This window comes from Lysinibacillus sp. FSL R5-0849 (assembly GCF_038595075.1).
Lineage (GTDB): Bacteria > Bacillota > Bacilli > Bacillales_A > Planococcaceae > Lysinibacillus > Lysinibacillus fusiformis.
On the sequence record NZ_CP152004.1, the window covers coordinates 2147198 to 2172718 of the forward strand.

Annotated in this window: 26 protein-coding genes and 1 pseudogene; 19 read left to right on the plus strand and 8 right to left on the minus strand. The window is 39.1% G+C overall.

The features are described from left to right. Positions 1–121: 121 nt before the first annotated feature. The 3 genes from MKY80_RS10530 to MKY80_RS10540 all read left to right on the plus strand — a co-directional run bounded on the left by MKY80_RS10530 (position 122) and on the right by MKY80_RS10540 (position 3907). Positions 122–1117 carry an ABC transporter substrate-binding protein gene (locus MKY80_RS10530; protein ID WP_239355095.1) on the plus strand — a complete coding sequence of 332 codons (996 nt, stop codon included), beginning with the start codon at positions 122–124 and terminating at the stop codon, positions 1115–1117. Between the two features lie 52 nt (positions 1118–1169). Next, positions 1170–1847 (plus strand): precorrin-3B methylase, encoded by a 678-nt coding sequence (locus tag MKY80_RS10535; RefSeq protein WP_008174816.1) that lies wholly within the window; start codon positions 1170–1172, stop codon positions 1845–1847. Between the two features lie 71 nt (positions 1848–1918). Then, entirely contained in the window at positions 1919–3907 is a 1989-nt protein-coding gene (locus MKY80_RS10540; RefSeq protein ID WP_239355096.1) for a S9 family peptidase, read from the plus strand. A gap of 87 nt (positions 3908–3994) precedes the next feature. Here the strand turns inward: MKY80_RS10540 and MKY80_RS10545 are convergent, their stop codons facing one another. Together MKY80_RS10545 and MKY80_RS10550 are read right to left on the minus strand one after the other, a co-directional pair. Further along, positions 3995–5191, minus strand: coding sequence for a class I SAM-dependent rRNA methyltransferase (locus MKY80_RS10545; protein ID WP_171364811.1), 1197 nt, complete (start codon positions 5189–5191; stop codon positions 3995–3997). 61 nt (positions 5192–5252) lie between these two features. Continuing rightward, positions 5253–6170, minus strand: coding sequence for an alpha/beta hydrolase (locus MKY80_RS10550; RefSeq protein WP_008174811.1), 918 nt, complete (start codon positions 6168–6170; stop codon positions 5253–5255). 161 nt (positions 6171–6331) lie between these two features. On the opposite strand from MKY80_RS10550, the gene MKY80_RS10555 reads away from it, so the two are divergent. From MKY80_RS10555 to MKY80_RS10565, 3 genes and pseudogenes are all read left to right on the plus strand, one after another. Then, positions 6332–6808: a dihydrofolate reductase gene (locus MKY80_RS10555; RefSeq protein WP_239355099.1), complete on the plus strand. Its 477-nt coding sequence runs from the start codon at positions 6332–6334 to the stop codon at positions 6806–6808. A 58-nt stretch (positions 6809–6866) separates the two neighbouring features. Then, positions 6867–7361: a hypothetical protein gene (locus MKY80_RS10560; protein WP_008174807.1), complete on the plus strand. Its 495-nt coding sequence runs from the start codon at positions 6867–6869 to the stop codon at positions 7359–7361. A 257-nt stretch (positions 7362–7618) separates the two neighbouring features. After that, positions 7619–7905 (plus strand): annotated as a pseudogene (locus tag MKY80_RS10565) (transposase); the annotation flags it as partial. 124 nt (positions 7906–8029) lie between these two features. Here the strand turns inward: MKY80_RS10565 and MKY80_RS10570 are convergent. Next, entirely contained in the window at positions 8030–8665 is a 636-nt protein-coding gene (locus MKY80_RS10570) for a hemolysin III family protein (protein WP_008174804.1), read from the minus strand. Between the two features lie 274 nt (positions 8666–8939). On the opposite strand from MKY80_RS10570, the gene MKY80_RS10575 reads away from it, so the two are divergent. The 5 genes from MKY80_RS10575 to msrB all read left to right on the plus strand — a co-directional run bounded on the left by MKY80_RS10575 (position 8940) and on the right by msrB (position 12462). Beyond that, the gene (locus MKY80_RS10575; protein WP_342532888.1) at positions 8940–9782 is read left to right on the plus strand and encodes a DegV family protein; all 843 of its coding nucleotides are present in this window, start codon (positions 8940–8942) and stop codon (positions 9780–9782) included. Positions 9783–9997: 215 nt separating this feature from the next. Next, complete coding sequence (locus MKY80_RS10580) at positions 9998–10909, plus strand: GDSL-type esterase/lipase family protein (RefSeq protein ID WP_258954890.1); 912 nt, start codon at positions 9998–10000, stop codon at positions 10907–10909. 4 nt (positions 10910–10913) lie between these two features. Beyond that, positions 10914–11495: a YpmS family protein gene (locus MKY80_RS10585; RefSeq protein WP_008174801.1), complete on the plus strand. Its 582-nt coding sequence runs from the start codon at positions 10914–10916 to the stop codon at positions 11493–11495. Positions 11496–11507: 12 nt separating this feature from the next. Next, positions 11508–12041, plus strand: coding sequence for a peptide-methionine (S)-S-oxide reductase MsrA (gene msrA, locus MKY80_RS10590; protein WP_008174800.1), 534 nt, complete (start codon positions 11508–11510; stop codon positions 12039–12041). Then, positions 12034–12462, plus strand: coding sequence for a peptide-methionine (R)-S-oxide reductase MsrB (gene msrB, locus MKY80_RS10595; protein ID WP_008174799.1), 429 nt, complete (start codon positions 12034–12036; stop codon positions 12460–12462). The genes msrA and msrB overlap by 8 nt, the downstream gene beginning before the upstream one ends. A gap of 618 nt (positions 12463–13080) precedes the next feature. On the opposite strand, the gene MKY80_RS10600 is transcribed toward msrB, so the two are convergent. Next, positions 13081–14922: a methyl-accepting chemotaxis protein gene (locus tag MKY80_RS10600; RefSeq protein ID WP_342532893.1), complete on the minus strand. Its 1842-nt coding sequence runs from the start codon at positions 14920–14922 to the stop codon at positions 13081–13083. 245 nt (positions 14923–15167) lie between these two features. On the opposite strand from MKY80_RS10600, the gene MKY80_RS10605 reads away from it, so the two are divergent. Further along, complete coding sequence (locus tag MKY80_RS10605) at positions 15168–15386, plus strand: YozE family protein (protein WP_036224643.1); 219 nt, start codon at positions 15168–15170, stop codon at positions 15384–15386. Between the two features lie 112 nt (positions 15387–15498). Continuing rightward, positions 15499–16206 (plus strand): purine-nucleoside phosphorylase, encoded by a 708-nt coding sequence (gene deoD / locus MKY80_RS10610; protein ID WP_008174795.1) that lies wholly within the window; start codon positions 15499–15501, stop codon positions 16204–16206. A gap of 840 nt (positions 16207–17046) precedes the next feature. Here the strand turns inward: deoD and MKY80_RS10615 are convergent. Next, a complete protein-coding gene (locus MKY80_RS10615; RefSeq protein ID WP_025117240.1) occupies positions 17047–17256 on the minus strand; it encodes a YjcZ family sporulation protein in 210 nt (69 codons plus the stop codon). A gap of 186 nt (positions 17257–17442) precedes the next feature. Here MKY80_RS10615 and MKY80_RS10620 point away from each other — a divergent pair, with 186 nt between their 5' ends. From MKY80_RS10620 to MKY80_RS10635, 4 genes are all read left to right on the plus strand, one after another. Then, entirely contained in the window at positions 17443–17913 is a 471-nt protein-coding gene (locus MKY80_RS10620; RefSeq protein WP_107922216.1) for a GNAT family N-acetyltransferase, read from the plus strand. Positions 17914–18159: 246 nt separating this feature from the next. Beyond that, positions 18160–18594, plus strand: a complete 435-nt coding sequence (locus MKY80_RS10625) for a GNAT family N-acetyltransferase (protein WP_008174792.1) — start codon at positions 18160–18162, stop codon at positions 18592–18594. A gap of 47 nt (positions 18595–18641) precedes the next feature. After that, positions 18642–19280, plus strand: coding sequence for a DUF2306 domain-containing protein (locus tag MKY80_RS10630; RefSeq protein WP_043989830.1), 639 nt, complete (start codon positions 18642–18644; stop codon positions 19278–19280). A 231-nt stretch (positions 19281–19511) separates the two neighbouring features. Then, on the plus strand, positions 19512–21398 hold the full coding sequence (locus MKY80_RS10635; RefSeq protein WP_342532898.1) for an exosporium protein: 1887 nt from the start codon (positions 19512–19514) through the stop codon (positions 21396–21398). A gap of 103 nt (positions 21399–21501) precedes the next feature. Here the strand turns inward: MKY80_RS10635 and MKY80_RS10640 are convergent, their stop codons facing one another. Continuing rightward, positions 21502–21729 (minus strand): YetF domain-containing protein, encoded by a 228-nt coding sequence (locus MKY80_RS10640; RefSeq protein WP_008174788.1) that lies wholly within the window; start codon positions 21727–21729, stop codon positions 21502–21504. Positions 21730–22028: 299 nt separating this feature from the next. Here MKY80_RS10640 and MKY80_RS10645 point away from each other — a divergent pair, with 299 nt between their 5' ends. Next, entirely contained in the window at positions 22029–23057 is a 1029-nt protein-coding gene (locus MKY80_RS10645; RefSeq protein ID WP_239354520.1) for a serine hydrolase, read from the plus strand. A gap of 32 nt (positions 23058–23089) precedes the next feature. Here MKY80_RS10645 and MKY80_RS10650 read toward each other — a convergent pair whose 3' ends face one another. Continuing rightward, on the minus strand, positions 23090–23395 hold the full coding sequence (locus MKY80_RS10650) for a hypothetical protein (RefSeq protein WP_107922217.1): 306 nt from the start codon (positions 23393–23395) through the stop codon (positions 23090–23092). Between the two features lie 94 nt (positions 23396–23489). On the opposite strand from MKY80_RS10650, the gene MKY80_RS10655 reads away from it, so the two are divergent. Further along, positions 23490–24050 (plus strand): AAA family ATPase, encoded by a 561-nt coding sequence (locus tag MKY80_RS10655; protein ID WP_342532900.1) that lies wholly within the window; start codon positions 23490–23492, stop codon positions 24048–24050. A 29-nt stretch (positions 24051–24079) separates the two neighbouring features. On the opposite strand, the gene MKY80_RS10660 is transcribed toward MKY80_RS10655, so the two are convergent. Further along, a complete protein-coding gene (locus MKY80_RS10660) occupies positions 24080–25258 on the minus strand; it encodes a Ger(x)C family spore germination protein (RefSeq protein WP_089984430.1) in 1179 nt (392 codons plus the stop codon). Positions 25259–25521 lie beyond the last annotated feature (263 nt).

Here is a 25521-nt window from a genome sequence, read left to right on the forward strand (position 1 = left end):
GTTTTTTCACTATGCAACTCTCTTGGCGACAAGAGGGTTTTTTTATGCCCTTCCAATTATCCTAGTAGCAAAGAAGTCTCTGATTTCTTTCTATATTTATGACAACAAAGGAGAAAAGGACATGAAAAAATGGAGAAGTATATGGCTAGTCATGGTCATCGCCTTAATCGCTGTATTAGGAGCGTGTGGCGCAAAGGACAAGCCTGAATCAGCAAAGCAAACTGAAAAAGTTGAACCGTCTGAGGCGACAACAACTGAGGTCATCATTGAAAATAATGAAACTACCCAAACCTATAAGGAAGCACCAAAAAAGGCCATTAGCTTAAATCAGCATGTAACAGAAATTATGCTTGCATTAGGCTTAGAGGATTCCATGGTAGGGACAGCTTATTTAGATGATAAAATCTACGAGCCGCTTCAAGCAGCCTACGATAAAGTTCCAGTTCTTTCAGATCAATACCCAACAAAGGAGCAAGTCATTGATGCCGAGGCAGATTTCTTGTATGCAGGCTGGAAAAGTGGCTTTGGTGAGAAAGGTGTTGGAACACCAGAGGAGCTTGAGGAATTAGGAATTCATACGTATTTACATACGGCTTCCAATATGACAAAGCCAACATTAGAGGATATTTTCACGGATATTCGTCATATCGCGGAAATATTCCGAGTGGAAGATCGCGGTGAAGCATTAATTGAACAAATGACAAAAGATGTCGAAGAAGTTCAAGCAAAATTACCAAAAGACAGTGAAAATTTACGTGTGCTAGTCTTTGACAGTGGTGATAAAGACGTATTCACGGCTGGTCAAAACTTTATGAATGAGCTAGTAGCAATCGCTGGCGGTCAAAATATCTTTGGAGATGTGGAGTCAGGATGGACAACGGTATCGAAGGAAGATGCAGTAGATCGCAATCCAGAGGTGGTGGTTGTCATTGATTATGGTGAAACAACTGCTGAACAAAAGATAAAATTCTTAAAAAATGATCCAGCGTTGAAGGAAATGGAAGCAGTCATAAATGATCGCTTTGTCATTCTTCCACTTTCAGCGGCATCTGAAGGGGTACGTGCTGCAGCGGCCATTCAAATTTTAGCCAAGGGCTTCTACCCAGCCAACTTTTAAAAACATTCGAGCTAGCGCTTTGCTAGCTCCTTTTTCTTAAGGAGCGATAACAATGAATGCATTTCGTCAAAACATACCAGATAAAACGTTCGAAACTCTAAATCAGCAAGGTGGTTATACACGATTAGCGGTAAGCCCTGGCATTATTAATAAGCATTATACGCCAGCCCAATTTCAAAAAATAGCTGAAATAGTAGGGGAGAAGGGGGCCATTAAATATTCGGCCTCCTATAGCATATTATTATCGATCCCCTCTAGTGAACTGACAGAAGCGACCCATGCCTTACAGGAGGCTGGACTGTTTGTTGCTTCCTCAGGACCTCATATTGCCATGAAGGCATGTGATTTTTGTGATGGAGAAAAAATGGAGGCAGTTCCTCAAACAGAACAACTCTATCAGGCATTGGACGGTATAACTGTGCCTGCAAGAGTACGAGTCAATGTGAATGGCTGTGCATCGGCTTGCTATAATCCTACATATGATGATATTGGTTTAGTCTATCAGCATGAGAGCTTTGATGTTTATGTAGGAGCCATCCCTATGGGGGCGAAGGCACAGGCGGGTACTCTCTTCGCGAAAAGGGTAGGGATTGATCATATTGAGGATTTTTTGCTACAAATCATTCGTCTCTATCAAAACCAAGCTCGTTCCAATGAACCTTTTTATAAATTTTATCGCAGAACAAAAATGAATGCTGATTGGGAACTAGTAAAAAAATCAATAGAGTAGCAGGAAAAATACTTAGGGTGTCGAAATATTGTAGTAGAGCATAGAAAATGACAATACAAAGGAGCAAGAACATGACAACTAAACAAGGGATTCAACCAGAAGATCTTTATCACTTGAAATCAGTGGCAGATCCACAGCTCTCACCTGATGGGACTGAGGTAGTTTATGTAGAGACACGTATTGATGAGAAGAAAAAAGACTATGTATCTAACTTATTTTATTTAAATTTAAAAGACAAACGTCCTCAGCAATGGACATATGGTAACGATCGGACAAGCTCTCCTGTCTGGTCGCCAGATGGCAGTCAAATTGCTTTTTCTTCGACAAGATCAGGCAAGCCGCAAATTTTTGTACTGTCGAAAACAGGGGGAGAGGCGAAGCAAGTGACGTATTGCAAAAACGGTGCGTCAACGCCTGTCTGGTCTCCTTGTGGAGAGAAAATTGCCTTTTCAGTTTTGCTAGGTAAAGATGAAACTATCTTAGACAAAGCTGAAGATGACAAGAAAGAAGAAAAAGAACTCAAGCCACTCGAAATCGATAAGATGAAACATAAGTCAGATGCGGGTGGATTTATAGATATGGACCAGCATACTCACATTGCCATTGTCGATTTAAAATCTGGTGACTTAAAGCAAGTGACAGAAGGGAACGAGGATTTCCATCTGAGTACATGGTCGCCAAATGGCAGTTATCTTACGTACTTAGCAGATCAAGCAGAGGACTTAGATTTTTCGTTTAATGCGGATATTTATTTATTCGATTTAGAAACAAAACAGAGTCGCAAGGTAACAGAGGGGATTGGCTCCTATTACCAAACGTCCTGGTCGCCTAATAGCCGCTTCCTTTCCTTTGTTGGAGGAAAACGTGAGTTTGAAAATGCCACACAAGCGAAGCTATGGATTTATGATATGGAACAAAATCTGCTAAACTGTGCAACAAGTGAATTTGATGCCCCTGTCGGTGACTATGTCATCGGTGATTTCCTGCAAGGGGTAGCAGCACCAAGTGTACAATGGATGAATGATAATCATAGTTTCTATTTCCAAGTAACGGATCACGGCAATGCGGCAATTTACTTTGGGAATGTAGATGGTGAAATTTATCCAGCTATTCACGATGATCAATACGTTTATGGTTTTTCATTAGATGCTCAAAATGATCAAGCCGTTGTCGCGATAAGTACGACAACGAATCCGGGCGATTTATATTACGTCAACTTAAAAACGGGTGAAAAAGAACGATTGACGACAGTCAATGAAGACGTTTTAAAGACGAAAGAGTTAGCTGTGCCAGAGAGCATTGAGTTTGAAGGAGCTGAGGGCTGGAAGGTCAATGGCTGGATTATGAAACCAGTGGGCTATGAAAAAGGGAAGAAATATCCTCTTATTCTTGAAATCCATGGTGGTCCACATGCGATGTACGGCAACACCTATTTTAATGAATTCCAAATCCTGGCTGCTCAAGGCTTTGCGGTGCTGTATACAAATCCGCGCGGAAGTCATGGCTACGGACAAACGTTTGTGGATGCAGTACGTGGTGATTATGGTGGCAATGACTATCAAGACCTAATGGCTGCAGTGGACTATGCTTTAGAGCAATATGAGTTCATTGATCCAACTCGACTAGGTGTAACAGGTGGGAGCTATGGTGGCTTTATGACCAACTGGATTGTTGGGCATACCAACCGCTTTAAGGCAGCAGTTACACAACGCTCTATTTCAAACTGGATTAGCTTTGCAGGAGTGAGTGATATTGGCTATTACTTTACAGACTGGCAAATTCAAGCGGGGCTCGAAAATATAGAGAAGCTATGGCATCATTCACCATTGAAATATGTAGACAATGTTGAAACACCATTGCTTATTTTACATGGTGAAAAAGACTATCGTTGTCCGATTGAACAGGCGGAGCAATTATTTATCGCCTTGAAGTATCGGAAAAAAGAAACGAAATTCGTCCGGTTCCCTGAAGCTAATCATGAACTGTCAAGAAGCGGAAAGCCAACATTAAGAATTAATCGTCTCGAATATATACGAGATTGGTTTGTGGAAAAGCTTTAAAAAAGAGGTGGCTTAGGAAGTGAACATACTTCTTAAGCCATTTTTTATAGAAAAAAAGAACCACAGCAAAGTGTGATTCCAGATGAGTTAGTCCATTTTTTGAATAAAAACGACCTTCAAATAATTAAATTCAGGATATTCACGAGGCACACGGAAATCCTTTGGTAAACCGTATTCCTCTACAATTTTATAGCGTGTACGAGTCTCTTTAAATGCTTGGTCGATAAACCCTTTAAACTTTTTCATACCGAAGCTTGCGTTGTTTGTGGAAGCCACAATAATGCCATTTTTGGCTGTAATCGCAATCGTATCCTTCAGTAATTTTGGATAGTCCTTCGCCGTTGAGAACGTCATTTGCTTTGTGCGGGCAAAGCTTGGTGGATCTAATACAACAAGGTCAAATTTTAATTCGTGACGCTGTGCATATTTAAAATAATGAAAAACGTCCATTACTTTTATATCCTGCGCTTCATAATCAATTTGATTGACGCTAAACTGCTCAATCGTTTTGGCTAAACTGCGCTTTGCAACATCGACACTTGTTGTTTTAGTAGCTCCTCCAAGCGAGGCTGCTACAGAAAATGCCCCTGTGTAGGAGAAGGTATTTAGCATATTTGTTGTGCTCGCATAGCGCTCACGAATAGCTAATCGTACTTCCCGTTGATCAAGGAAAATCCCAGTCATCGCACCATCATTTAAATGGACTGCATAGGTCATCCCATTTTCCTTAACCATGATTGGAAATTCGCCAGGAGTCCCCATGACAAAATCATCCTGTTCCATATATTGCCCTTTACTATCGAATCGTTTTTTCTCATAAATGGCCTGGTAGTTGATGGTTTCAGCAAGCGCCTCATAAACGACTTCTTTCAATGAGTAAATACCCTCGCTATACCAACTCACCATATAGTAGCCATTAAAGAAATCGATCGTTAGGCCACCGATACCATCACCCTCGCCATTGAAAACACGGAAGGCTGTTGTATGTTCATTCTGGAAGAATGCTTCTCGTAGCTGTATGGCTTTTTTGAATTTTTTAATGAAAAAAGCTTTATCAATGGTTTCATTTATATCTGTCGTCAGGACCCAGCCAATCCCTTTATTTTGAATACCGTAGTAACCTGTACCAATAAAACGATTATGGTGATCCATCAGCTTAAGTAGAGTCCCTTGCTCGTAAGGTAGTTGTCGTGCATCCACTGCATCTTTTGAAATTAATGGGTAGCCTTTTTTTAATTGATCAGCAAAAGGCTGTTTTATTTGTAGTGCAATTATTTGTGTCATGTTGTCATCCTTTAAAAACGTTTTGCTTTATTATCGCACTGTTTGGATGGGATAGCCAAACTTATTTCAGGAATTCAGCAATTTTTGCCACCGTTTCGATTGTTGCCTCTTCAAAATAATTCATTTTGCTAAAATAGCTATGAATTAAACCAGACATGGTTATATGCTCCACAGGTACTCCAGAGTCAGACAATTTTTGGGCATAACTTAAACCTTCATCAAAGAGGACATCTGCCTCTGCTGCAATGAGGAGTGTTTTAGGCATACGTCTTACATCCTCGAGCAGTAGGGGAGACACCAATGGATTTGTAAAGTTCGATTCATCTGTATAGTGTTGAGAAAACCATTGCATGCCCTGTTTATCTAGGCCGAACTTTTCTCCATAAGCCTGATAGGAAACGGTCGTAAAATCCACATTCGTAACAGGATAAATGAGTGCTTGTGCTTGCAATGATGGTCCACCTGAAGTTACAGCTAAGTAGGCCACGACCGTTGCTAAATTTCCGCCAGCACTGTCCCCAGCCACGGTCAACCGAGCAGCATCGCCACCATATGCTTCGATATGGTCATGCACCCATACTAAGCTATCGTAGGCATCCTGCAATGGAGTTGGAAAAGGAAATTCAGGAGCCAAACGATAATCCACTGAAACGACAATTGCTTGCGCTTGGTCTGCTAAAAGCTGACAGCCAGCATCAACAGACTCTAAATTACCATATACCCAGCCACCGCCATGATAATAAACAATAACAGGTAATGGTTGATCATGAGTAGGTATATAAAGTCGTAGCGTAATTTGAGCCCCATCACGCATGGTAATTAGTTGATCTTGCATCGCCGCTAATATTGGCTTATGGGGTGATTGCCATGGCGTAACCGTACGCATCGCGCGAGCTTCCTGTGGTGTAACTTGATAGTAGGGTGTAGCAACTTGTTGATCTTGAATATAATGAACAGCTTCTTTTCTTAAAGTAGTCATCCTCATCAGTCCTTTATCGTGACGTTTATTACTTATATTATAAACTATTCATATAATTTTACTAGGATTTAATTTTAGAAAAAGAAAATTCTTTCATAATAGAGGTGAAATCAACGAATTGTGTTTATAATAAAAGGGAAGAAAGTATTTGGAGGGACAGTATGATTTCTTTAATTGTGGCACATGATGACAACCATGTAATTGGTTATAATAACGGAATGCCTTGGCATTTACCGGGAGATTTGCAGTATTTCAAAAACAAAACAATGGGCAAGCCAATGATTATGGGACGAAAAACGTTTGAATCCATTGGTCGTCCACTACCTGGACGCCGCAATATTGTTATTACACGAGATGAAAATTATCACGCAGAAGGCACTGAAACTGTGACGAGCCTAGAAGAAGCAATAGCGATAGCAGGGGATGTAGAGGAAATCATGATTATTGGCGGTGAGCAAATTTTCCGTTTATCAATGGAAATGGCAGATCGCTTATATATTACAAAAATCAATCATTCATTTCGGGGCGATACCTTTTTCCCGAGCTATGAGGAGAAGTTTGTAAAGGTTTCTGCTGAACAGCCCGAAACAGCTTCAGAAGGCTATACTTTCCAATATCAAATTTTTGAGCGTAAATAACATGGGAAAAGCACGGTTTTGATAGACCGTGCTATTTCTATATTTAGGGGAGATATTGATGCGCAACATACGATTATCGAGTGGAGAAATTGCTCAAGTTGATTGCTTGAGCTGTGCCATCATAAGTGGACAGGTCAAGCCCAATGGTGGTGTTATCATTGAAACGGATTATTTTCACGCCCACCAGGATGTAGCTTATCCAATCAAGGGATTAGTTATTTTAGCTTCAAAGCGTCACATCCATTGCTTCGATGAATTAAATAATGACGAAAAACTGGATTACATCAATCTCTTAACAATAATTAGACAAGCTCAAAGGGAAGTATTGGGCATTGAATATGTTTATTATTTTTACAACGAAGATACGACTCATCATTTCCATACTTGGATGGTGCCCCGCTATGAATGGATGAATGCATTCGGGCGATCCGTTGAATCCTTGAGGCCAGTATTACTTCATGCCAGAAATAATTTGAGTAATGAGGAGCATGAAAAAGAAGTAAGGGAAGCTATTGAGCTTTTAAGAGAATCCATAAAAAATCGCTCCTTATGAAGAAGGGCACTGAAAAAGTCCATATCTTTTTTTTCATTTGGCACTGTGACTCTACTGTTGTTTTCCGAAGCATTCCGCTCGCTTTCCGCGGGCGAGCGCCGAGTCTCCTCCTACGCTTCGCTTCGTGCGGGGTCTCGTCTGTCTCGCTTTCCCGCAGGAGTCGAGCGATGCTTCTCCAAACAACGCAATGTATCATTCTATTATTTTAGTCACACTTTCCTTTATAATAAAAGAATGAATATGTAGGTGGTGCCCCAATGATTTCAAATCAGGAAACCCTTAATTTAAGTCCATACATGGCAATCTACGATATTGTTGTGCCAAAAGATAATATGCTTCGTCAGATCAATGAACTTGTTGATTTTTCATTCATTTTAGAAGAGCTAAAAACAAAATATTGTTTAGACAATGGACGTAATGCCATTCCTCCAATTCGCATGTTTAAGTACTTTTTATTAAAAGCGATTAATGATGTATCAGACGTCGACCTAGTAGAGCGCTGTCATTCAACTATTTCTTGGATATGGCAACAGAAGATCCAGTGAGACAGAAATAAGGCACTTCCTGTTCAAAATTGAACAAGAAGTGCCTTATTTTTATCTGAAAAAGGTTCGCTTTTATGAAAACATAAGTTTTTCAGTGCCCTCTTATGAAGGGAGCGACTTTTTTTATAAATAGAAGTACACACAAGCGTACATGGAAGCACAGCCAGCTAGCACAAAAAGATGCCAGATTGCATGGTTATAAGGTAGAGAGCGCCAAGCATAAAAGATGGCTCCAATTGTATAGAACAGTCCACCTGCAAGTAGTAAAGCAAAGCCATAAAATCCTAAGTATAAATAAACAGGCTTAATAGCAAAAATGATGAGCCAGCCCATGCCAATATAAAAAATTAAGGATAGCACTTCAAAGCGGTTAATGAAGAAACATTTAAAAAGAACACCTAATATTGCGAGTGACCAAATAATACATAATAAAGTAATGGCTAGGGTGCCACCCACCGCAATTAATAAAAACGGCGTATACGTACCGGCAATTAAAATGTAAATGGACGAATGGTCCAAAATAGCGAAAAAGTGTTTATATTTTTCTGGCATACTGTGTAGCAATGTGGACATTAAAAACAGGATGATGACAGAGACGCCAAAAATACTAAAAGTAGTAATATGTAGAGCATTACCTGTTTGCACAGCTGTAAGCAGTAAAACAACTAGAGCCGGAATACTTGCAATAAAACCAATACCGTGTGTAATGGCATTCCACAGTTCTTCCTTCCAAGATTTATAGTCAAATGAATCAATCATTTACAACACTCCTTTCGTTCATGTATTTACTATACCCCAATAATTTATACATGAACATTTACATTTGTCATATATTTCATATCAAAAATGTCATAAGGCTGTCATATTCTTTTAGGGGCTTTGATAGACAAGAGATAAAGGAAACGCTATAGTATCAAAGGTAGCGTTTACATTTTCAAAAAATCAAGGCTTTGCCTAATGACAAATGTCATGTTTACATAATGATTCATTAGTCTATATAATAAATTTTAATGAAGTAAAAGGATGTGTCGAAGTGGGACGAATTCATATAGTAACGGACTCAACTTGTGATTTAACAAAAGAAGAAGTAGCACAGCATGGCATACATATCGTGCCATTAACAATTCAAATTGATGGTGAAACATATATAGATGGTGTGGATTTAGAGCCACAACCCTTTTTAGGCTTGATGAAAAATGCTAAAAATTTGCCGAAAAGTTCACAGCCTGCACCAGGTAAATTTAAGGAATTATATGATGAGCTAGGCAAGGATGGCGATCAAATTCTCTCCATCCATATGACAGGTGGTATGAGTGGCACGGTAGAGTCAGCACGACAAGCGGCTCAAATGACAGACGCTGATGTGACGGTGATTGATTCACGCTTTATTGCAATCGGTTTAGCTATTCAGCTACGTGAGGCTATTAAAATGCGCGATGCTGGAGCAACAGTTGAGGAAATCGTAGCTCGTCTGGATAAAGTACGTGCAAACACACATTTATATGTAATTGTGGATACGCTTGAAAATCTAATTAAGGGCGGTAGAATTGGTAAAGGTACAGGCTTTATCGGTTCATTGCTGAACATCAAAGTTATTGCTAATTTAGAGGGTGGCGTTTACAATCCCGTTTCCAAGGTGCGTAGCCATAAACAGGTAGTGAATTACTTATTTAAACAATTCCAAGCTGATACGGCTGGGAAAACAGTCAAAGCTGTCGGTATTTCTCATGCAGATGGCCTCATCACAATGGGGAATCCATTAAAAGAGTTAATCGAAGGTACTGGCTTTAATGACGTTGAGATTGCCTTTACATCTCCAATTATTTCGACACATACTGGATCGGGTGCCATCGGATTTATTTATTTTGCAGAATAATAGTGAGGAGCTACTACATAAGTAAATGTAGTGGCTTTTTTCGTTTTGGCCCTTTTAGCTGGATACTTGTTCGCTATTTGGAAAAGAGGAATTTTGGCAACAACACAAAATTATGGAGAACAGAGAGTAAGTCACTTTTCATTAGGGTATGAACTATTCTATAATAGAAGGTACAGAAAGGGATGGAAGGTGGTCAAATGGACATTCGGCGATTTATGTTGTCATGTTTGGCCGTCTTAGTACTTAGTGGTTGTGCAATATCAATCGATGAGCCGAATCCGCAAGCAGAGCCTGACGGTGAGCAAGCAGAAACGGAGCAAGATATGACGCAGGATGAGCAACAAACAGTAGAAGAGGAAAAAACCTCCAAGAATATGTTGACGCAAATTTTTGAACATTTTTTTGAGCCATCAGCAGAGGATTTATCGCAAATTGATGAAGAAAATGCAAAGCAACTGCATTATCTGGCACTAGGAGATTCATTAACAGATGGTGTCGGTGATGAGTATAGTCAAGACGGTTATGTAGGAAGATTAGCAGATTCATTGCTTACGTGGCCCTCGATTTCCGAGGTAGATGTTGATAATCGTGGCAAACGTGGTAGACGTAGTGATCAGCTACTAAAATTAGTGAAAAAAGGGCATTATGATGAAGAGTTGCAACAAGCGCAGCTCATTTCTTTAACAATGGGTGGCAATGATGTCATGAAAGTTGTTAAACAGGATTTGTTTAATTTAAAGCGTGACGCATTCGATAAAGAATTGCGGACGTATAAGCAGCGCTATAGCAAAATCGTTGAAGGCATTCGTGCAAAAAATCCGACAGTGCCCATCCTACTCATTGGTTTCTATAATCCGTTTTCGATTGTGACCAATGAGGCGAATGAATTCGATACAATTATCACAGAATGGAATAATGTGATTGAGGAAGTAGCGAGTGAAGATTCCAATGCTTGCTATGTATCGGTGGAGGATTTATTTGATTCAAATGAAGAGCTCGTCTATCATACAGATTTTTTCCACCCCAATGCAAAGGGATATGAAAAAATGACAGAACGTATACTAGCGGCAATGGAGCAGTGTGGTATGGAAGAAAAGATTAACAAGGCAATAGGCTTCGAGGAGTGACAAAATGAATAAATGGAAAGTCGCGTTTTTCGCCTTAGCAGGCACAGTGCTTTTTGCAATCCTCCTCGTCGTTTTTTTAGCAACTAGACCAGTAGATGGAGTCGATGTTGCCAAGCGTTCAGCAGGTGAAAGTGAAAGCAAAGGAAATGTACTCGTGGTGCAAACCACAACAAAGGAATTAGAATCGATTTCCAAAAAATATTTAAAGGATGCAGCAAAAGGCTCGCCTTTACCACTTGATTTTACAATCGGCGATGATATTCAATTACGAAGCACGCTCACGGTGTTTTACACGGAAATTCCGATTTCCATGAATTTTGAACCCATTGTAGATGACAAGGGCAATATTATTTTAAAGCAAACGGGGATGAATGTCGGGCTATTAAATATTCCGCCGGAGACGACGATGAAAATTATGCGGGATTCGGTGGAATTCCCTTCATGGATTACCGTGAACCCAAATAAAGCAGAAATCTATATTGATTTATCTCGCATTAACATAGCATCCGGATCACGCGTCCGTGCTAAAGAATTGGACTTACCAAATGACAAAATTTTATTAGAAATTATTGTTCCTGGTGAATAAGGAGTGAAATGAATGGCAAAGCAATATGCAACATTTGCAGGAGGCTGTTTTTGGTGTATGGTCAAGCCATTTGACGAAACACCTGGCATTGAATCGGTGCTATCTGGCTATACAGGTGGACATGTTGTCAATCCAACCTATGAGCAAGTGTGCTCAGAAACTACTGGACATGCCGAAGCCGTGCAAATCGTATACGATGATGATCTTTATAGCTATGAGCAACTACTGTCTATCTATTGGACCTTAATAGACCCGACAGATGCAGGTGGACAGTTTTATGATCGCGGCGAATCCTACACAACAGCCATTTACTATCATAATGAAGAACAACGTCAACTAGCAGAGCGTTCAAAGGCTGATCTAGAAGCTTCTGGAAAGTTTGATAAACCGATCATGGTGAAAATCTTACCTGCTAGCACATTTTACCCGGCTGAGGACTATCACCAATATTATTATAAGAAAAATCCAATGCACTACGAACGCTATTCGGTTGGAAGCGGTCGCCGAGCGTATCAAGAGCATCACTGGGGGAATAAACATGAATAAAGAACAACGTTTAAAAGAACTTACAGACATGCAATATTACGTGACACAGGAAAATGGCACAGAACCACCGTTTCGCAATGAGTTCGATGAGCATTTTGAAGAGGGCATCTATGTAGATATCGTCTCTGGAAAACCACTATTCAGCTCATTGGACAAATACAACTCAGGCTGTGGATGGCCAGCATTTACGAAGCCCATCCAAAAAGAAGAAGTAACCGAGCACTTCGACACAACCCACGGTATGCGCCGAGTAGAAGTACGCAGTAAAGAAGCAGACTCCCATTTAGGACATGTCTTCCCAGACGGCCCAAGCGAACTAGGAGGCCTACGCTACTGCATTAACTCAGCATCCCTTCGCTTCATAGCAAAAGAAGATCTAGAAAAAGAAGGCTACGGCCAATTCCTATCATTATTCAAATAAAAAATCCTAGCAAGAGCGATCTTGCTAGGATTTTTTTGTTTTGGTGGGTGTAGAGGGAGGGAGAGTTCAGATGAATGGCAAGCAATAGCAAAGTGACGGATAGAAAGTGAAAAGAGACGGATAGAACTCTCAAAGTGGTGGATAGCCATCGAAAAGTGAAGGATAGCCCGCTAAGAGCGATGGATAGGACTCTAAAGTTGAAGGAAAGCCGCATTAAGTGAGGGGATTCCCCAATATAAAGGTGCAAAATAGCAAAGTGACGGATAAAGCTCTCAAAGTGACGGATAGAAAGTGAAAATTGGTGGATAGCCCGCTCAGAGCGATGGATAGAATGCTAAAATCGAAGGGAAGTCGCATCAAGTGAGAGGATTCTCCAATATAAAGGTGCAAAATAGCAAAGTGACGGATAAAACTCTCAAAGTGACGGATAGAAAGTGAAAAGTGGTGGATAGCCCGCTCAGAGGAATGGATAAAACACTACATAGCAGGAGACAATTCAAAGAGACGGATAGCCGACCTGACTATGGCTAATCCATATCTCCCCAATTGAACCCCCTCCAGCCAAAAAAAGAGGGATCCTCCAACGAAAGGATCCTCCTCAGAAATTCGCAATAAAACTTAAACTTTAAATGCGCCTACTAGATTACGGAGGCTGTCTGCTTGTTGGGCAAGCTCTGTGGCAGCCGCGTTGATTTCCTGCATGGAAGCGGAGCCCTGGGTGGCAGCGGCGGCGGATGTTACAGTGTTAGCTGCGGACTGCTCGGCATAGGCATTGACGTGAATGAAGTCGCTTGCTACTGCGTTGCTAAAGTCCAGTGTCGATGCAATTTTATCCACCATGGCTGCTATAATCGTTGTAGTTTCTTCTGTATGCGATAAAATGTTGGCCAAGGATTGATTAGTTTCATTGGTCACTTCAACGCCACGAATGACAGTAGTGACCCCTTCATGGTTTTGGGCAATGATCGATGTGACTTCATTCTGAATAGATGTCACTATCGCAGTTACTTCCTTGGCGGCACTTTGGGATTGTTCTGCTAGTTTACGAACTTCATCCGCTACCACGGCAAAGCCCCGACCATGCTCGCCAGCTCGAGCTGCTTCAATTGCTGCATTTAAAGCTAATAGATTTGTTTGCTCGGAAATAGCTGTAATGGTACCAATGATCGATGTAATGTCGGCAGATTTTCGACCTAACGCCTCGACCGTTGATGTTGTGGAAGCCATTGTTTCTTCGATTGATTGCATAACCAGCGAAGATTGCTCCACAGAAAGGCTTCCTTCATCGGCTGCTTGCTGCATGGCTATAGAGGCACGATGTACGGCACTCGCTTGTTCATTTAATTGATGCATAGAGTGCTCTAGGTCGCTCATTTTTTGTTGCGCACTATTCATACTAGAAATGGTATTATCACTATCGCTTGCAATATCGGCTGTTGCATCCGCAATATCTTGAATGGTACGAGCATTTTCATCTGCTAACGACATGAGCTCCTGACTACTACTTGATACATGATCAGCCAGTTCGCTTACACGTCGAATTAAATTGGAAATCGACTCAATCAATGTATTTGTAGAAGCGGCAATAGTGGAAAATTCATCGCGATTTCGCACTTTCACACGTCTTGTTAAATCGCCGCCTGCCTGAGCAATATCAAGGATGGAATCATTAATCGCTTGTGTATTACGCTTCAAAGATTTAAAGAGCATGAAACCAAAAATGACGATCGCTAAAAAGCCGATAATGGATACAATAAAAAATGTAGTGATTGAAAGATTGACTTGCTGATTAAGCTTGTCTAACTTTGCTTTATTCGACTCATCCATCACCATATTTATGGATTCAATATTATTATCAATATGCGTTTTCATTGTTTCTCCAGTAGCCCCCATCATGAGCTTACGAGCCTGTTCGAGACCAAGTTCATCACGCATAGTCATTACTTTTTTTGAATAATCCAGGTAATTTTTATAATATTGGTCGATGGCCTGCATATGACCAAGCTCAACTTGCCGATCCTGAAATTGTTCATTTAATACTGCTAATTTTTTATTAATGGTATCAATTTTTAAATGATAGGAGGTAGAATAAATGCCATTCCCTGTTATTAAGTAACTTTGTTCCAAATTCGTTAACCTTGCTATCTCATACGCAAGTTGGTTAACTGTTAATTGCTCTAGGACATTTTTCTTAGTGAAATCTTCCATCTCCTGCTGAAGCTTCTGTATATTGACATAAGACAATATACCCATAACACCGTTAATTACAATAAGAAGTGCGAACATAATAAGCACTTTGCCCCGAATTAAATGGTAAAAACGTTGTCGTTTTTCTTTCATAGGAGGGGGATTGATCCCGGTTTCCTCTTGTATTGAAGCTTTCTTTCCTTTAAAAAAGCTAAAAGTGAAGAGAGTCGGGCGTTTTTTTGCTGCATCATGAGTTTTTTTAGTCTTTTTCATCGCATCACCTTCCTATTTTTTAGTAATCGATTTCAATTTTATCTTATTTTACTAGATTTTTCTATTATTTTTTCTAAAAATTAAAATTTTTCTGATAGATATAACTGTGACAAAAGTCAGGATGACCAAGAAAATAGTTCTAAAATCGAGAATAGGAAATATATCTTAGTAGTGGGAATTATGACGAATACCTTTTTTTCTGCTACACTATCGAAAAGTAAATGCAAAAAAGGGGAAATTGTGTGATGAAAAAAAGTTTTTATTTATATGTCCTTACATTTCGAGGCGGCGACTGGTCAGATGCCAAGGTACGGTTTGCAGAGGAAATGTTTCATGAGCATAATTTTCCAAAGCAAAGTGCAGACTTTAATGAGTTATCCAACTACATTGAATCTTATGCTACAGAAAATTTAACGATTGAAGCTTTTGATCATTTGTGGGAGTTATATGAGGGACAGGCATAAATTGTACGAAAACTATAAATAATTTTTAAGTTGCTAGACGTCTAGCATTGCGTAAATGACAGAAACACAGTATTATTTATAGTGATAACTGACAGAAAAGAGGGATTGCAGTATGAGTGTTCATATTAATGCAAAAAAAGGTGAAATCGCTGACACAATTTTACTTCCAGGAGATCCACTTCGTGCAAAATACATCGCGGAAACATTTTTAGAAGATGTAACTTGCTACAATGAGGTACGTAATATGTTTGGTTATACAGGTACGTATAAAGGCAAACGTATTTCAGTACAAGGAACTGGTATGGGTGTGCCATCTATTTCAATCTATGCGACAGAATTAATGCAAGAATATGATGTTCAAAAATTAATCCGTGTAGGTACTTGTGGTGCAATTCAAAAAGATGTGAAAGTGCGTGACGTGATTTTAGCGCAAGCAGCAACATCTGATACACGTATGAACCAAATCATTTGGGGCGGTGCTATCGACTTCGCACCAATCGCAGACTTTGACCTATTATTAAAAGCGTATAACGCAGGAAAAGATGCTGGACTTAACTTACAAGTGGGGAATATCTTCACAGCAGATTTATTCTACTCAGATGAGCATCAAAATGAAAAATTAGCACAATACGGTGTACTAGCCGTAGAAATGGAATCAGCAGCTCTGTACACATTAGCAGCTAAATTCGGGCGTAAAGCACTTTCTGTTCTAACAGTAAGTGACCACATTTTAACTGGCGAAGTAACAACTTCAGAAGAACGTCAAACGACTTTCAACGACATGATGGTTGTAGCGTTAGAGGCAGCTATTCAAGACTAATTGATATAACAGCGTTTTCAACGTGTGTTAAATACCATTAATAAAAGCAATCGACCAAAACCGACCATTTTTTGTAAAATGGAGTTGAGTAGTCGGTTGCTTTTTCTTTATCTTTCATAGTTAAATGGCTATAAATATTAATCGATTCTTGAGTGATAACATGCCCACGTTGTTCTTGATATCTGGATGTAAGGGAAAGACGTTTGTTTTTGTGAATAGTAGATTTTTCGAGTTGTCCTCATTATCCTTCATCGGTTTCCAAGCTTCACCAGATGTAAGTTGTAACTTCTGATCCCGACGCCTGAAAATATTTTTAAAAAGGGTGAAAAATATCGATATTGGGTATCAAATTTAATTAATAATAGTTCAGGCACAATTATTAAAGGACGAACAGATGATAATAGTCTTTACTATTATGAAATTCCACAATAGAAATGTCGATTTAAAATATAACGGAAAATAAAAATTATTACAACAAAGACCACTCCGTGATGGTCTTTAAGTTTTTTAACAAAAATAAGGCGACTTTTGGCGACCAAAAAGCGACCAACATCTTATATTTAGTTAACACAATAAAAAAGTAAACAATTTTAGATGCATTTTGAATAGTATAGAATGTTATTAAATCAACATTAATGAAGGTATCTTGTCCTTTAAAAAAAGTACAAGTAATTCAACGACATGATGGTTGTAGCGTTAGAGGCAGCTATTCAAGACTAATTGCTAAATACTAGTCGGTTGCTTTTCTTTTTCTTTCTAAAAAACCAAGGGCCACAGCTGAGTGTGACCCTTGGATTATTGACAGAAAGAGTTATAGTTATTTGTTTTACAACTAACTAATTAACAATCTTCTTTTTGCATGAATGTTGCGCCAACGATAATGAGTAGAATGAATAGAATAACGATTAAGACAAATGTTGAACTATTACCTTTGCCGTGGTCCATGCAGTAGCCCATGCTATATTCATTCCCATAACCGCTGTAACAACAACCGTAATTACCTACATTACCATAATATCCTGCGTTTCCTACGTTTCCGTAATATCCCATGAAAACCTCTCCTTTCTTCAATTTATAGTATGTAATTTGTCATTGAAGGGAGTGGGGTATTCGTCTAATGTAAGCTAAAAAAGAGTCCTCGATATAATAATGGTCTACTTCTAATCCATAATTAAACGCCATTGAAATCCGATTTGAGGTACTATGAAATTAACAAAAGAAAAGGAGAAATAAAAAATGTTTACCTTTCTTAAAAATGATATGAAATTTGTGGAAACCGAAAAGGACATTATGAATTCGAATCAGGAATATAATTTAATTGCCTATGATAAAAAAGTTCTTGGGAATGAGGATATTTTAGATATACATGAAGAAACAGAAGAATTACAGATTGAAAGATATTTGGTGAAAAAAGGGGATGACTTTATAGCTATTTTGGATTATGGAATGTCAAGCCCTCGTCATCAAAAACCTTGGATAAGTTTGTTGGCGGTACACAAAAAATATCAAGGTTTAGGATATGCCAAAAAAATTTACATGTTGTATGAGGAACGGATGAGAAGCCAACAAGTAAAATGTATTCATATTGCTGTTCATTCTACCAATAAAAATGCAGTAAACTTCTGGTCGTCGCTTAGTTTTATACAATTTGATGAGAGAATTTACGAAGATAAAGTTATCTTAAGTTTTGAGAAGGTTTTAGATTAAACAAAAATACGAACTTCTAACTTTATGAATAAGAGGTATTCCATGAGTAGCAACTATCAGATAAGAGACAGCTATTTTATACTTGTTGATCCACTTTCAATGATTTTTATTGGAATGACTATTTTAATTCTAATGATGTTCGTTTTAGTATTGTGGAAAAAAGTTTTGAAGAAATAAAATCCAGTCAGTAATTTAACAATGAAACCAAGGCCTATCTGTATAACCATAATCGAAAGGAAGAGTTCTATGGAAATTATTCAATCTATTCCTATTCAGCCTACAGTGAAAGTTTTATTATCCTATGCCACATCAAAAACAAAAGTGGATCAGGAATATGATTTGTATATACATGCCCCAGCAAGAAAATTATATGGCTATTACATGGATCAAGAACTTGTTGGCTGTCTAGGTATTGAATTAGTTGATGCACATCAGTGTGTCATTAAACATATTGCTGTATCACCAGCGCATCGTGGGAAAGGCATTGGGGGTGAGATGGTACAATTTATTAACCATCATCATTCATTTTCTTCCATTTATGCTGAAACGGATAGAGATGCTGTGATTTTTTATAAAAATATAGGATTTCACATTACGAGTTTAGGAGAAAAATACCTAGGTGTGGAGCGATTTGCATGCCTTTTAACCGGCCCTCCATTGCAGCGTACCGCTTTCAACTAGTACATAATAATAAATAATCTATATTAGGGAAGAAAGGAGCTGCATCTATTAAGAAGAAATTGTGGTTGATCATGAGTGTCTTGGCATTTTTAATAGCGGGCTATTCTATCGTTCAATATATTGTGTTGGATGCACAGCAAGCAGGTTTTGTTCAGTTAAAGCTTATGCTAAATGCTACTTTACACTCATTGTGGTTCATCGTGCTGTATATTCATATTATTTTCGGAGTGTTAGCGTTAATAATTGGTCCTTTTACCTTGTCCTCAAAATTAAGAGAGAACAATGTAAAACGTCATCGAATATTGGGGAAACTATATTGTGCCAGTATTTTGTTCGGCGGTAGTGCAGGTCTTTATTTAGCATTCAACGCCACAGGGGGATGGGTCTCGCAATTGGGCTTTGGTTTATTATCGATAGGTTGGTTATTGACAATGTTGCAAGCGCTCATAAAAATCAAACATCGAAACATTCAAGCTCATCAAAAATGGATGCTAAGAAATTATGCTTTAACGTTTGCGGCAGTGACCTTACGTATCTGGTTACCTCTGTTTACCATCCTATACGGGGATGAAAATTTTCAGTATTATTATGCTGTTATTGCTTGGTTATGTTGGGTACCGAATTTAATCGTAATCGAATGGTATATCCGGCGTAAACTCGGACCATTTCTTGCGAACATACATTGAAATATAATCAGACATTGAGTTCTCAATAGAGCCCAATGTTTTTTTAGGTTATGGCCAAATTCAAAAGCATTTGTATATTAATTAACTAATTAGTCAATAAACTAGGTGCATTAATTATCCCTATAGTAAATTTTCGAATATGATGCAAAAGAATGGGAGGTGAAATGTTTGAGGTTTAGTTACAGCCGTAATTTTGATAATTTCAAATGTGATTCCAAATGTAACTATCCCATGAAGTATAAGTGTAATGAATTTGGTTGTAATGGCTATCCATATGATTTTTCTGGCATCCAAGATCCGATAGGTGTAACAGGAGCAACAGGTGTCACGGGTGCGACAGGTACAACAGGTCCGCAAGGTGCACAGGGTTCGCCAGGGGCAATGGGACCCCAGGGCATAACGGGGGCAACTGGAGTGACAGGTGCCCAAGGACTAGCAGGAGCAACTGGAGATACAGGACCACAAGGAGTGGCAGGAATAACCGGAGCAATGGGACCTCAAGGGCTGGTAGGAGCAACTGGTGAGAGAGGACTGCAAGGACTAGCAGGATTAATCGGTGCGACGGGATCTCAGGGAGCAACAGGAAGAACTGGAACTACAGGAACTACAGGAACTACAGGAACTACAGGAACTACAGGAGCTCAAGGACTAGCAGGAGTAACAGGAGCGACAGGACCTCAAGGAGAAAAAGGAATAACAGGAGCGACAGGACCTCAAGGAGAAAAAGGAATAACAGGAGTAATAGGGCCCCAAGGAGAAAAAGGAATAACAGGAGCAATGGGACCCCAAGGAGAAATAGGAATAACAGGAGCGACAGGACCTCAAGGAGAAAAAGGAATAACAGGAGCGACAGGACCCCAAGGAGAAATAGGAATAACAGGAGTAACAGGACCCCAAGGAGAAATAGGAATAACAGGAGCAATGGGACCACAAGGGATAACGGGATCAACTGGAGCGACAGGATCTCAAGGGATAACAGGTCAAACTGGAGCCATAGGCATTCAGGGAGTGACAGGACCTCAAGGGCTAGTAGGAAATAAAGGGGCGACAGGACTTCAAGGACTAGTTGGGAATACCGGAGCCACGGGACTTCAAGGACTAGTTGGAAATACTGGGGCCACAGGGCAACAAGGTACAACTGGATTCACAGGAGTGACAGGGAATACTGGAGTAACAGGAATCACCGGACCGATGGGTCTCCAAGGGACAATAGGAAATACCGGAGCCACAGGGCAACAAGGTACAACCGGATTCACAGGAGTGACAGGGAATACTGGGGTAACAGGAATCACCGGAGCCACGGGACTTCAAGGACTAGTAGGAAATACTGGGGCCACAGGGCAACAAGGTACAACTGGATTCACAGGAGTGACAGGGAATACTGGAGTAACAGGAAACACCGGAGCGACGGGTCTCCAAGGGACAGTAGGAAATACCGGAGCCACAGGGCAACAAGGTACAACTGGATTCACAGGAGTGACAGGGAATACTGGGGTAACAGGAATCACGGGAGCCACGGGTCTCCAAGGACTAGTAGGAAATACCGGAGCCACGGGTCTACAAGGTACAACAGGAACCACGGGAGCGACAGGTCTGCAAGGAGCCACAGGAATTGCTGGAATCACAGGCGTTACGGGGGCAACTGGAGCAAGGGGGACTACGGGTGTTATTGGTATAACGGGCACTACTGGCTCTACGGGTCCAAGTGGTCCGGGTCTCATGGAAGTATACTTATCTACAGATCAATCAGTTGGTAATAATGATTTTCTAGGAACAGGCAATTCATCAGCTTCTTTTGTGAGAAGTTCAATCGTAATTCCGGAAAATGCTATTATTCAAAGCTTAACGTTGAATATACGGGATCATTCACTTAGTGCAGGACAAACCGCTTCAGCACAAGTATTTACAAGCACGAATGGTGGTTTCACTGCCCCAACTGCAACGGGGATTATTGCGACAGTGACAGGACCAAGTTCAATAACTACTCCAAATAGTTGTGCCAAGGCAAATGCGAACTATTCAATTAATAGTTGTACACTTCTTTCTGTGCAAGTGACTACAACTGGTGGAGCTTTTTCTAATGGCGTTTCTGCAACTATCATTTTGACCACTATTTAGTGTCGTTTAATGAGACTCATTTAATATAGGAAAATCTGCAAATTGTCATGTTGATCGATGGTTGCTACGAGTATATTTTTTATATTTACTTTATGAGTTGTCGTTAGTTGTTCATGTAACCAGTCTTTCGTATGTTTAGGTTTTGTAGCCCATGATAATCAATCTTTCCTTCTTTAATAAGAATAATTGGTAGAAAAAAGGGCTGAGATTTTAGGTTCAAATCTGTACGCGTAGTTGTTTGGAGTTGTGTATGCAAAAAACTAGAGATTGATTCGTCTGGTTCCCATAAAGCAAGCGCAACATTTTGAACCTCTTCTATTTTTCCCTTCATTCGGTTAATAAAAAAGCCAGCCGAAATATCAAGCTTTACGTAAGTTTTCAGATAGGATTTCCTCTTTTAAATAAGGGGGATAGGCAATAATATTACCAAGAGATGACTAAGGCAAAGTTCAATAGTCTTAGTTGTAAAATAATCAAAGAGTAAAAAGAAAAAGGCTACAATTGCTCGAAGTACCCATTGTATGGCAGTACTTTCGATTTTGGAAAAAATTCACATGACACATTCAATCTATATTGTTAAAATAGAAAGAGTAATTATTTAGAAAATTTAATAAAATCAGGGGAGTCTGTATGGATACAAAATTACATAACATCATAATGGACATTCAACAGAAGGTTGATTTTTCAGGGACCGTGCTTGTGGAGAATCGAGAGAAGGGTGTCTTAGTCAATCAAAGCTTTGGGTATGCTAATCGTTCTGAGCAAATCAAAAACCAGGCAAAAACTCGATTTGGAATTGCTTCTGGTTGTAAAATTTTTACGGCAATAGCTATTTGTCAGCTAATAGAACAAGGGAAACTTTCGTTTGATACGAGATTACATGAATATCTTAACCATCATTTTGACCATTTTGATCAGGATATAACGATTCATCATTTATTGACGCATACTTCTGGAATACCAGATTATTTTGATGAGGAAGAAATGGAAGATTTTGAAGAGTTATGGGTGGAAAATCCAATGTATCATCTTCGAACATTGAGTGATTTTTTACCGTTATTTCAAAATCGCCCTATGAAATATAAAGTAGGCGATAGATTTCATTACAACAATGCTGGCTATATTTTATTAGGATTAATTGTCGAGCAAACATCTGGATTGGTTTTTTCAGATTACATTCAACAATATATTTTTGATCGAGTGAAAATGACGGAATCAGGCTATTTCTCGTTGGATGCTCTGCCGTCAAACACAGCCTTAGGTTACATCGACAATCCAGATGGTACATGGAAAACAAATATTTACTCATTACCCGTAAAGGGGGGTTCTGATGGGGGAGCATTTGTCACAGTAGGTGATATGGCGAAGTTTTGGCGTGCCCTGATGAATTTTGAACTTTTAAATGAAGATTTAACGCAGCAACTTCTAACAGTACATGTAGAAACGAGTGGAAATAATGGCTATGGACATGGTGTATGGATTAAGAAAAATAGCAAACCATCTATTCTGAAATATCATGTTATGGGGTACGATCCTGGGGTCTGCTTCCACTCAGCATATTATCCAGAATCCTCTTTCAAGGTTGTGATTTGTTCCAATAAATCAAATGGAGCCATTGATATTATGAAAGGAATAGAAGAGGCGTTAATTTCAATTTAAGAGACTTGAACTGTGCGTATTTTATACAAAAATTAAGAGGAAAATCGATTTTGTTTTTTTAATTTTTTTTGCTTATAAGTAATATAAGAGGTTTTCAACGCAGCATAACTACCAATGGCCGCATAGCCATAAAACCAGCCCATAAATAGACCCGCTAACAAATTGTGGCGATGGCTGATGAAGATGGAAATGAGTAAGCCGATAACTAAAGCGATGGAGGGTACCCAAAAAGATTTAATATGACAAAGCCTCTTCATCATCTGTGTTAGAATCATCACCACTGGAACGGCAATGACGGCATCCCAAAAGTTCGTATGTATGAGTGGGAAATGTTCCATACTTTTCACCTCGATTAGAATGATTTACAACTATTGTTAGCTGTAAACATGATTTTATACTCAAAATGACGGAGCATTTCCTAGGAGGTAACGAATGAAATTTGTTCTTATATTTGGTCCTCAAGCTGTTGGAAAAATGACAGTCGGGCAGGAATTAGCTAAAATAACGGGCTTAAAGCTATTTCATAATCATATGACGATTGATTTGGTTAGTCATTTTTTTGACTATGGTACGAAAGAGGGGAAAAGGCTAGTCAATTTGTTTCGACAGGAGATATTCGAAGAAGTTTCAGCTAGTCATTTATATGGATTGATTTTCACCTATGTTTGGGCGTTTGATTGTCAAGAGGATTGGGACTATGTGAAGCAAGTTACTGAGCTTTTTGAATCCAAAGGTGGCATGGTGTACTATGTAGAACTTGAGGCTGTTTTAGAGGAGAGACTTCAGCGTAATAAAGGATCTAATAGACTTGAGCATAAACCTTCAAAAAGGGATCTTACTTGGTCTGAACAGGACTTATTAACCTCTGTAGAAAATTACAGATTGAATTCAGTCGATGGCGAAATCCAATTTCCCAATTATATAAAGATAGAGAGCACAAATTTAAGTGCGGAAGATGTTGCAAAAATGGTCCAAGAAAAATTCCGGTTATAAGAAAAAACGCTTGGCTCCCAAGCGTTTTTTTATTCAGAAGAACCAGTTTTTTTAATTTTAATGATTTCAGAAAACGTTTTGCGCCCTGGGTTTATTTGCGAAACATCAATAGAAATTTTGCGAATAGTATTCTCTTGTAAAGGGATTTTTCCATCTTTCTCCAACTTTTTCCATACTTTGACTTTGTCGCGATAAAGTACCTCTGATAATCGAAAAATATCTACATCTAATTTTAATCCCTCATTATAGGTCTCGCGGATTTCCTTTTTCACTTCCTTAATAATCTGCTTCTTCAGTTCTTTTTCGCTAACTTTTCCTTTAAAGCCATTGACGGTTGCACGAAGTTTTAATTCGACATCAAAATAAACTTCCTCTTTGTTCACTACAGGTATTTTTTTGACTTGTAATTTGTCAATACTGACGGTTAACTCTTCTTTACCATCTGTTCTCAATTTAAAGGTGATTTCTCCTCGGTTTGTGTAATTATGCATCCATTGATTACCTCGGGCAGCATTATCCTTCACAAATCCTTTTAAGCCGTCTTTCGATAAAATGCCGACACCTGAAAAATAGGTTTCCTCTACATTTTCCTCGTCCGTTTGCCAATCTTTCCTAATGGATACATAAGGTACTGTCACTTCGTGGTTAGGCTCATTTAATCCAATAACGATTTCTCGTAAATTTTTTGGTTCAACAAACGTTTCCTGTTCTGTTGGGTTAATCGGGTTACTTAGCTTTGAGGAAGACAGTGAATTTTTTAATATTGGTGAGACAAGGAGGACATCGTGCACTGGATCCTTTGTACAATACATCCAAATTTGATACCTTGTATCTCGAAAACGAATAAACGTATCAATAACGGGGATAAATCGCTCATTTTCCATGGCACTCTCCGAGAAAATGATATATCTCATATGCCCCCAAAAAATTTGCTGGTCAGATGATCGATACAATTTGTAGATAGCCTCTTCTACGGTTCTTCCTTTAGCACGACCGATTTCAGCAGGCTCAGCATTTGAACTAGGTTGAACCGATTTTGCGACATCAGCAAAATTGATAATTTGTAAATAGACCTCATATTCATCATCAACGTAATCAACACCGACTGCATTGATATAGTACATTCTTTGTGGCTCTGTAATATCCCAGCAACCTGCGAGCAGGGTTGTTAGAAAAATCATTACTATAAATTTGAAGGTTGTTTTCATCGTTTCTCCACTCTCAAGTAGCTATTTTATAATAGTAGCTTGGACAAAAGCTGGTGTTTTTATAAAAAAATGTAGGGTATTTTAATACGTTTTGATTGTTTATAAGCCAAAGGGAAAATGAATTGAAGAAAATGAAAAAATTTATTATTTTATATGTAACTTTTTTTAGCGGAATACGACTAATCCATTAGTAGAATACAAAAAAACTGAAGCAAAGTAGTAAAATTCACTTTTCACAAAATGACCAGGGCTCACGATCGAGC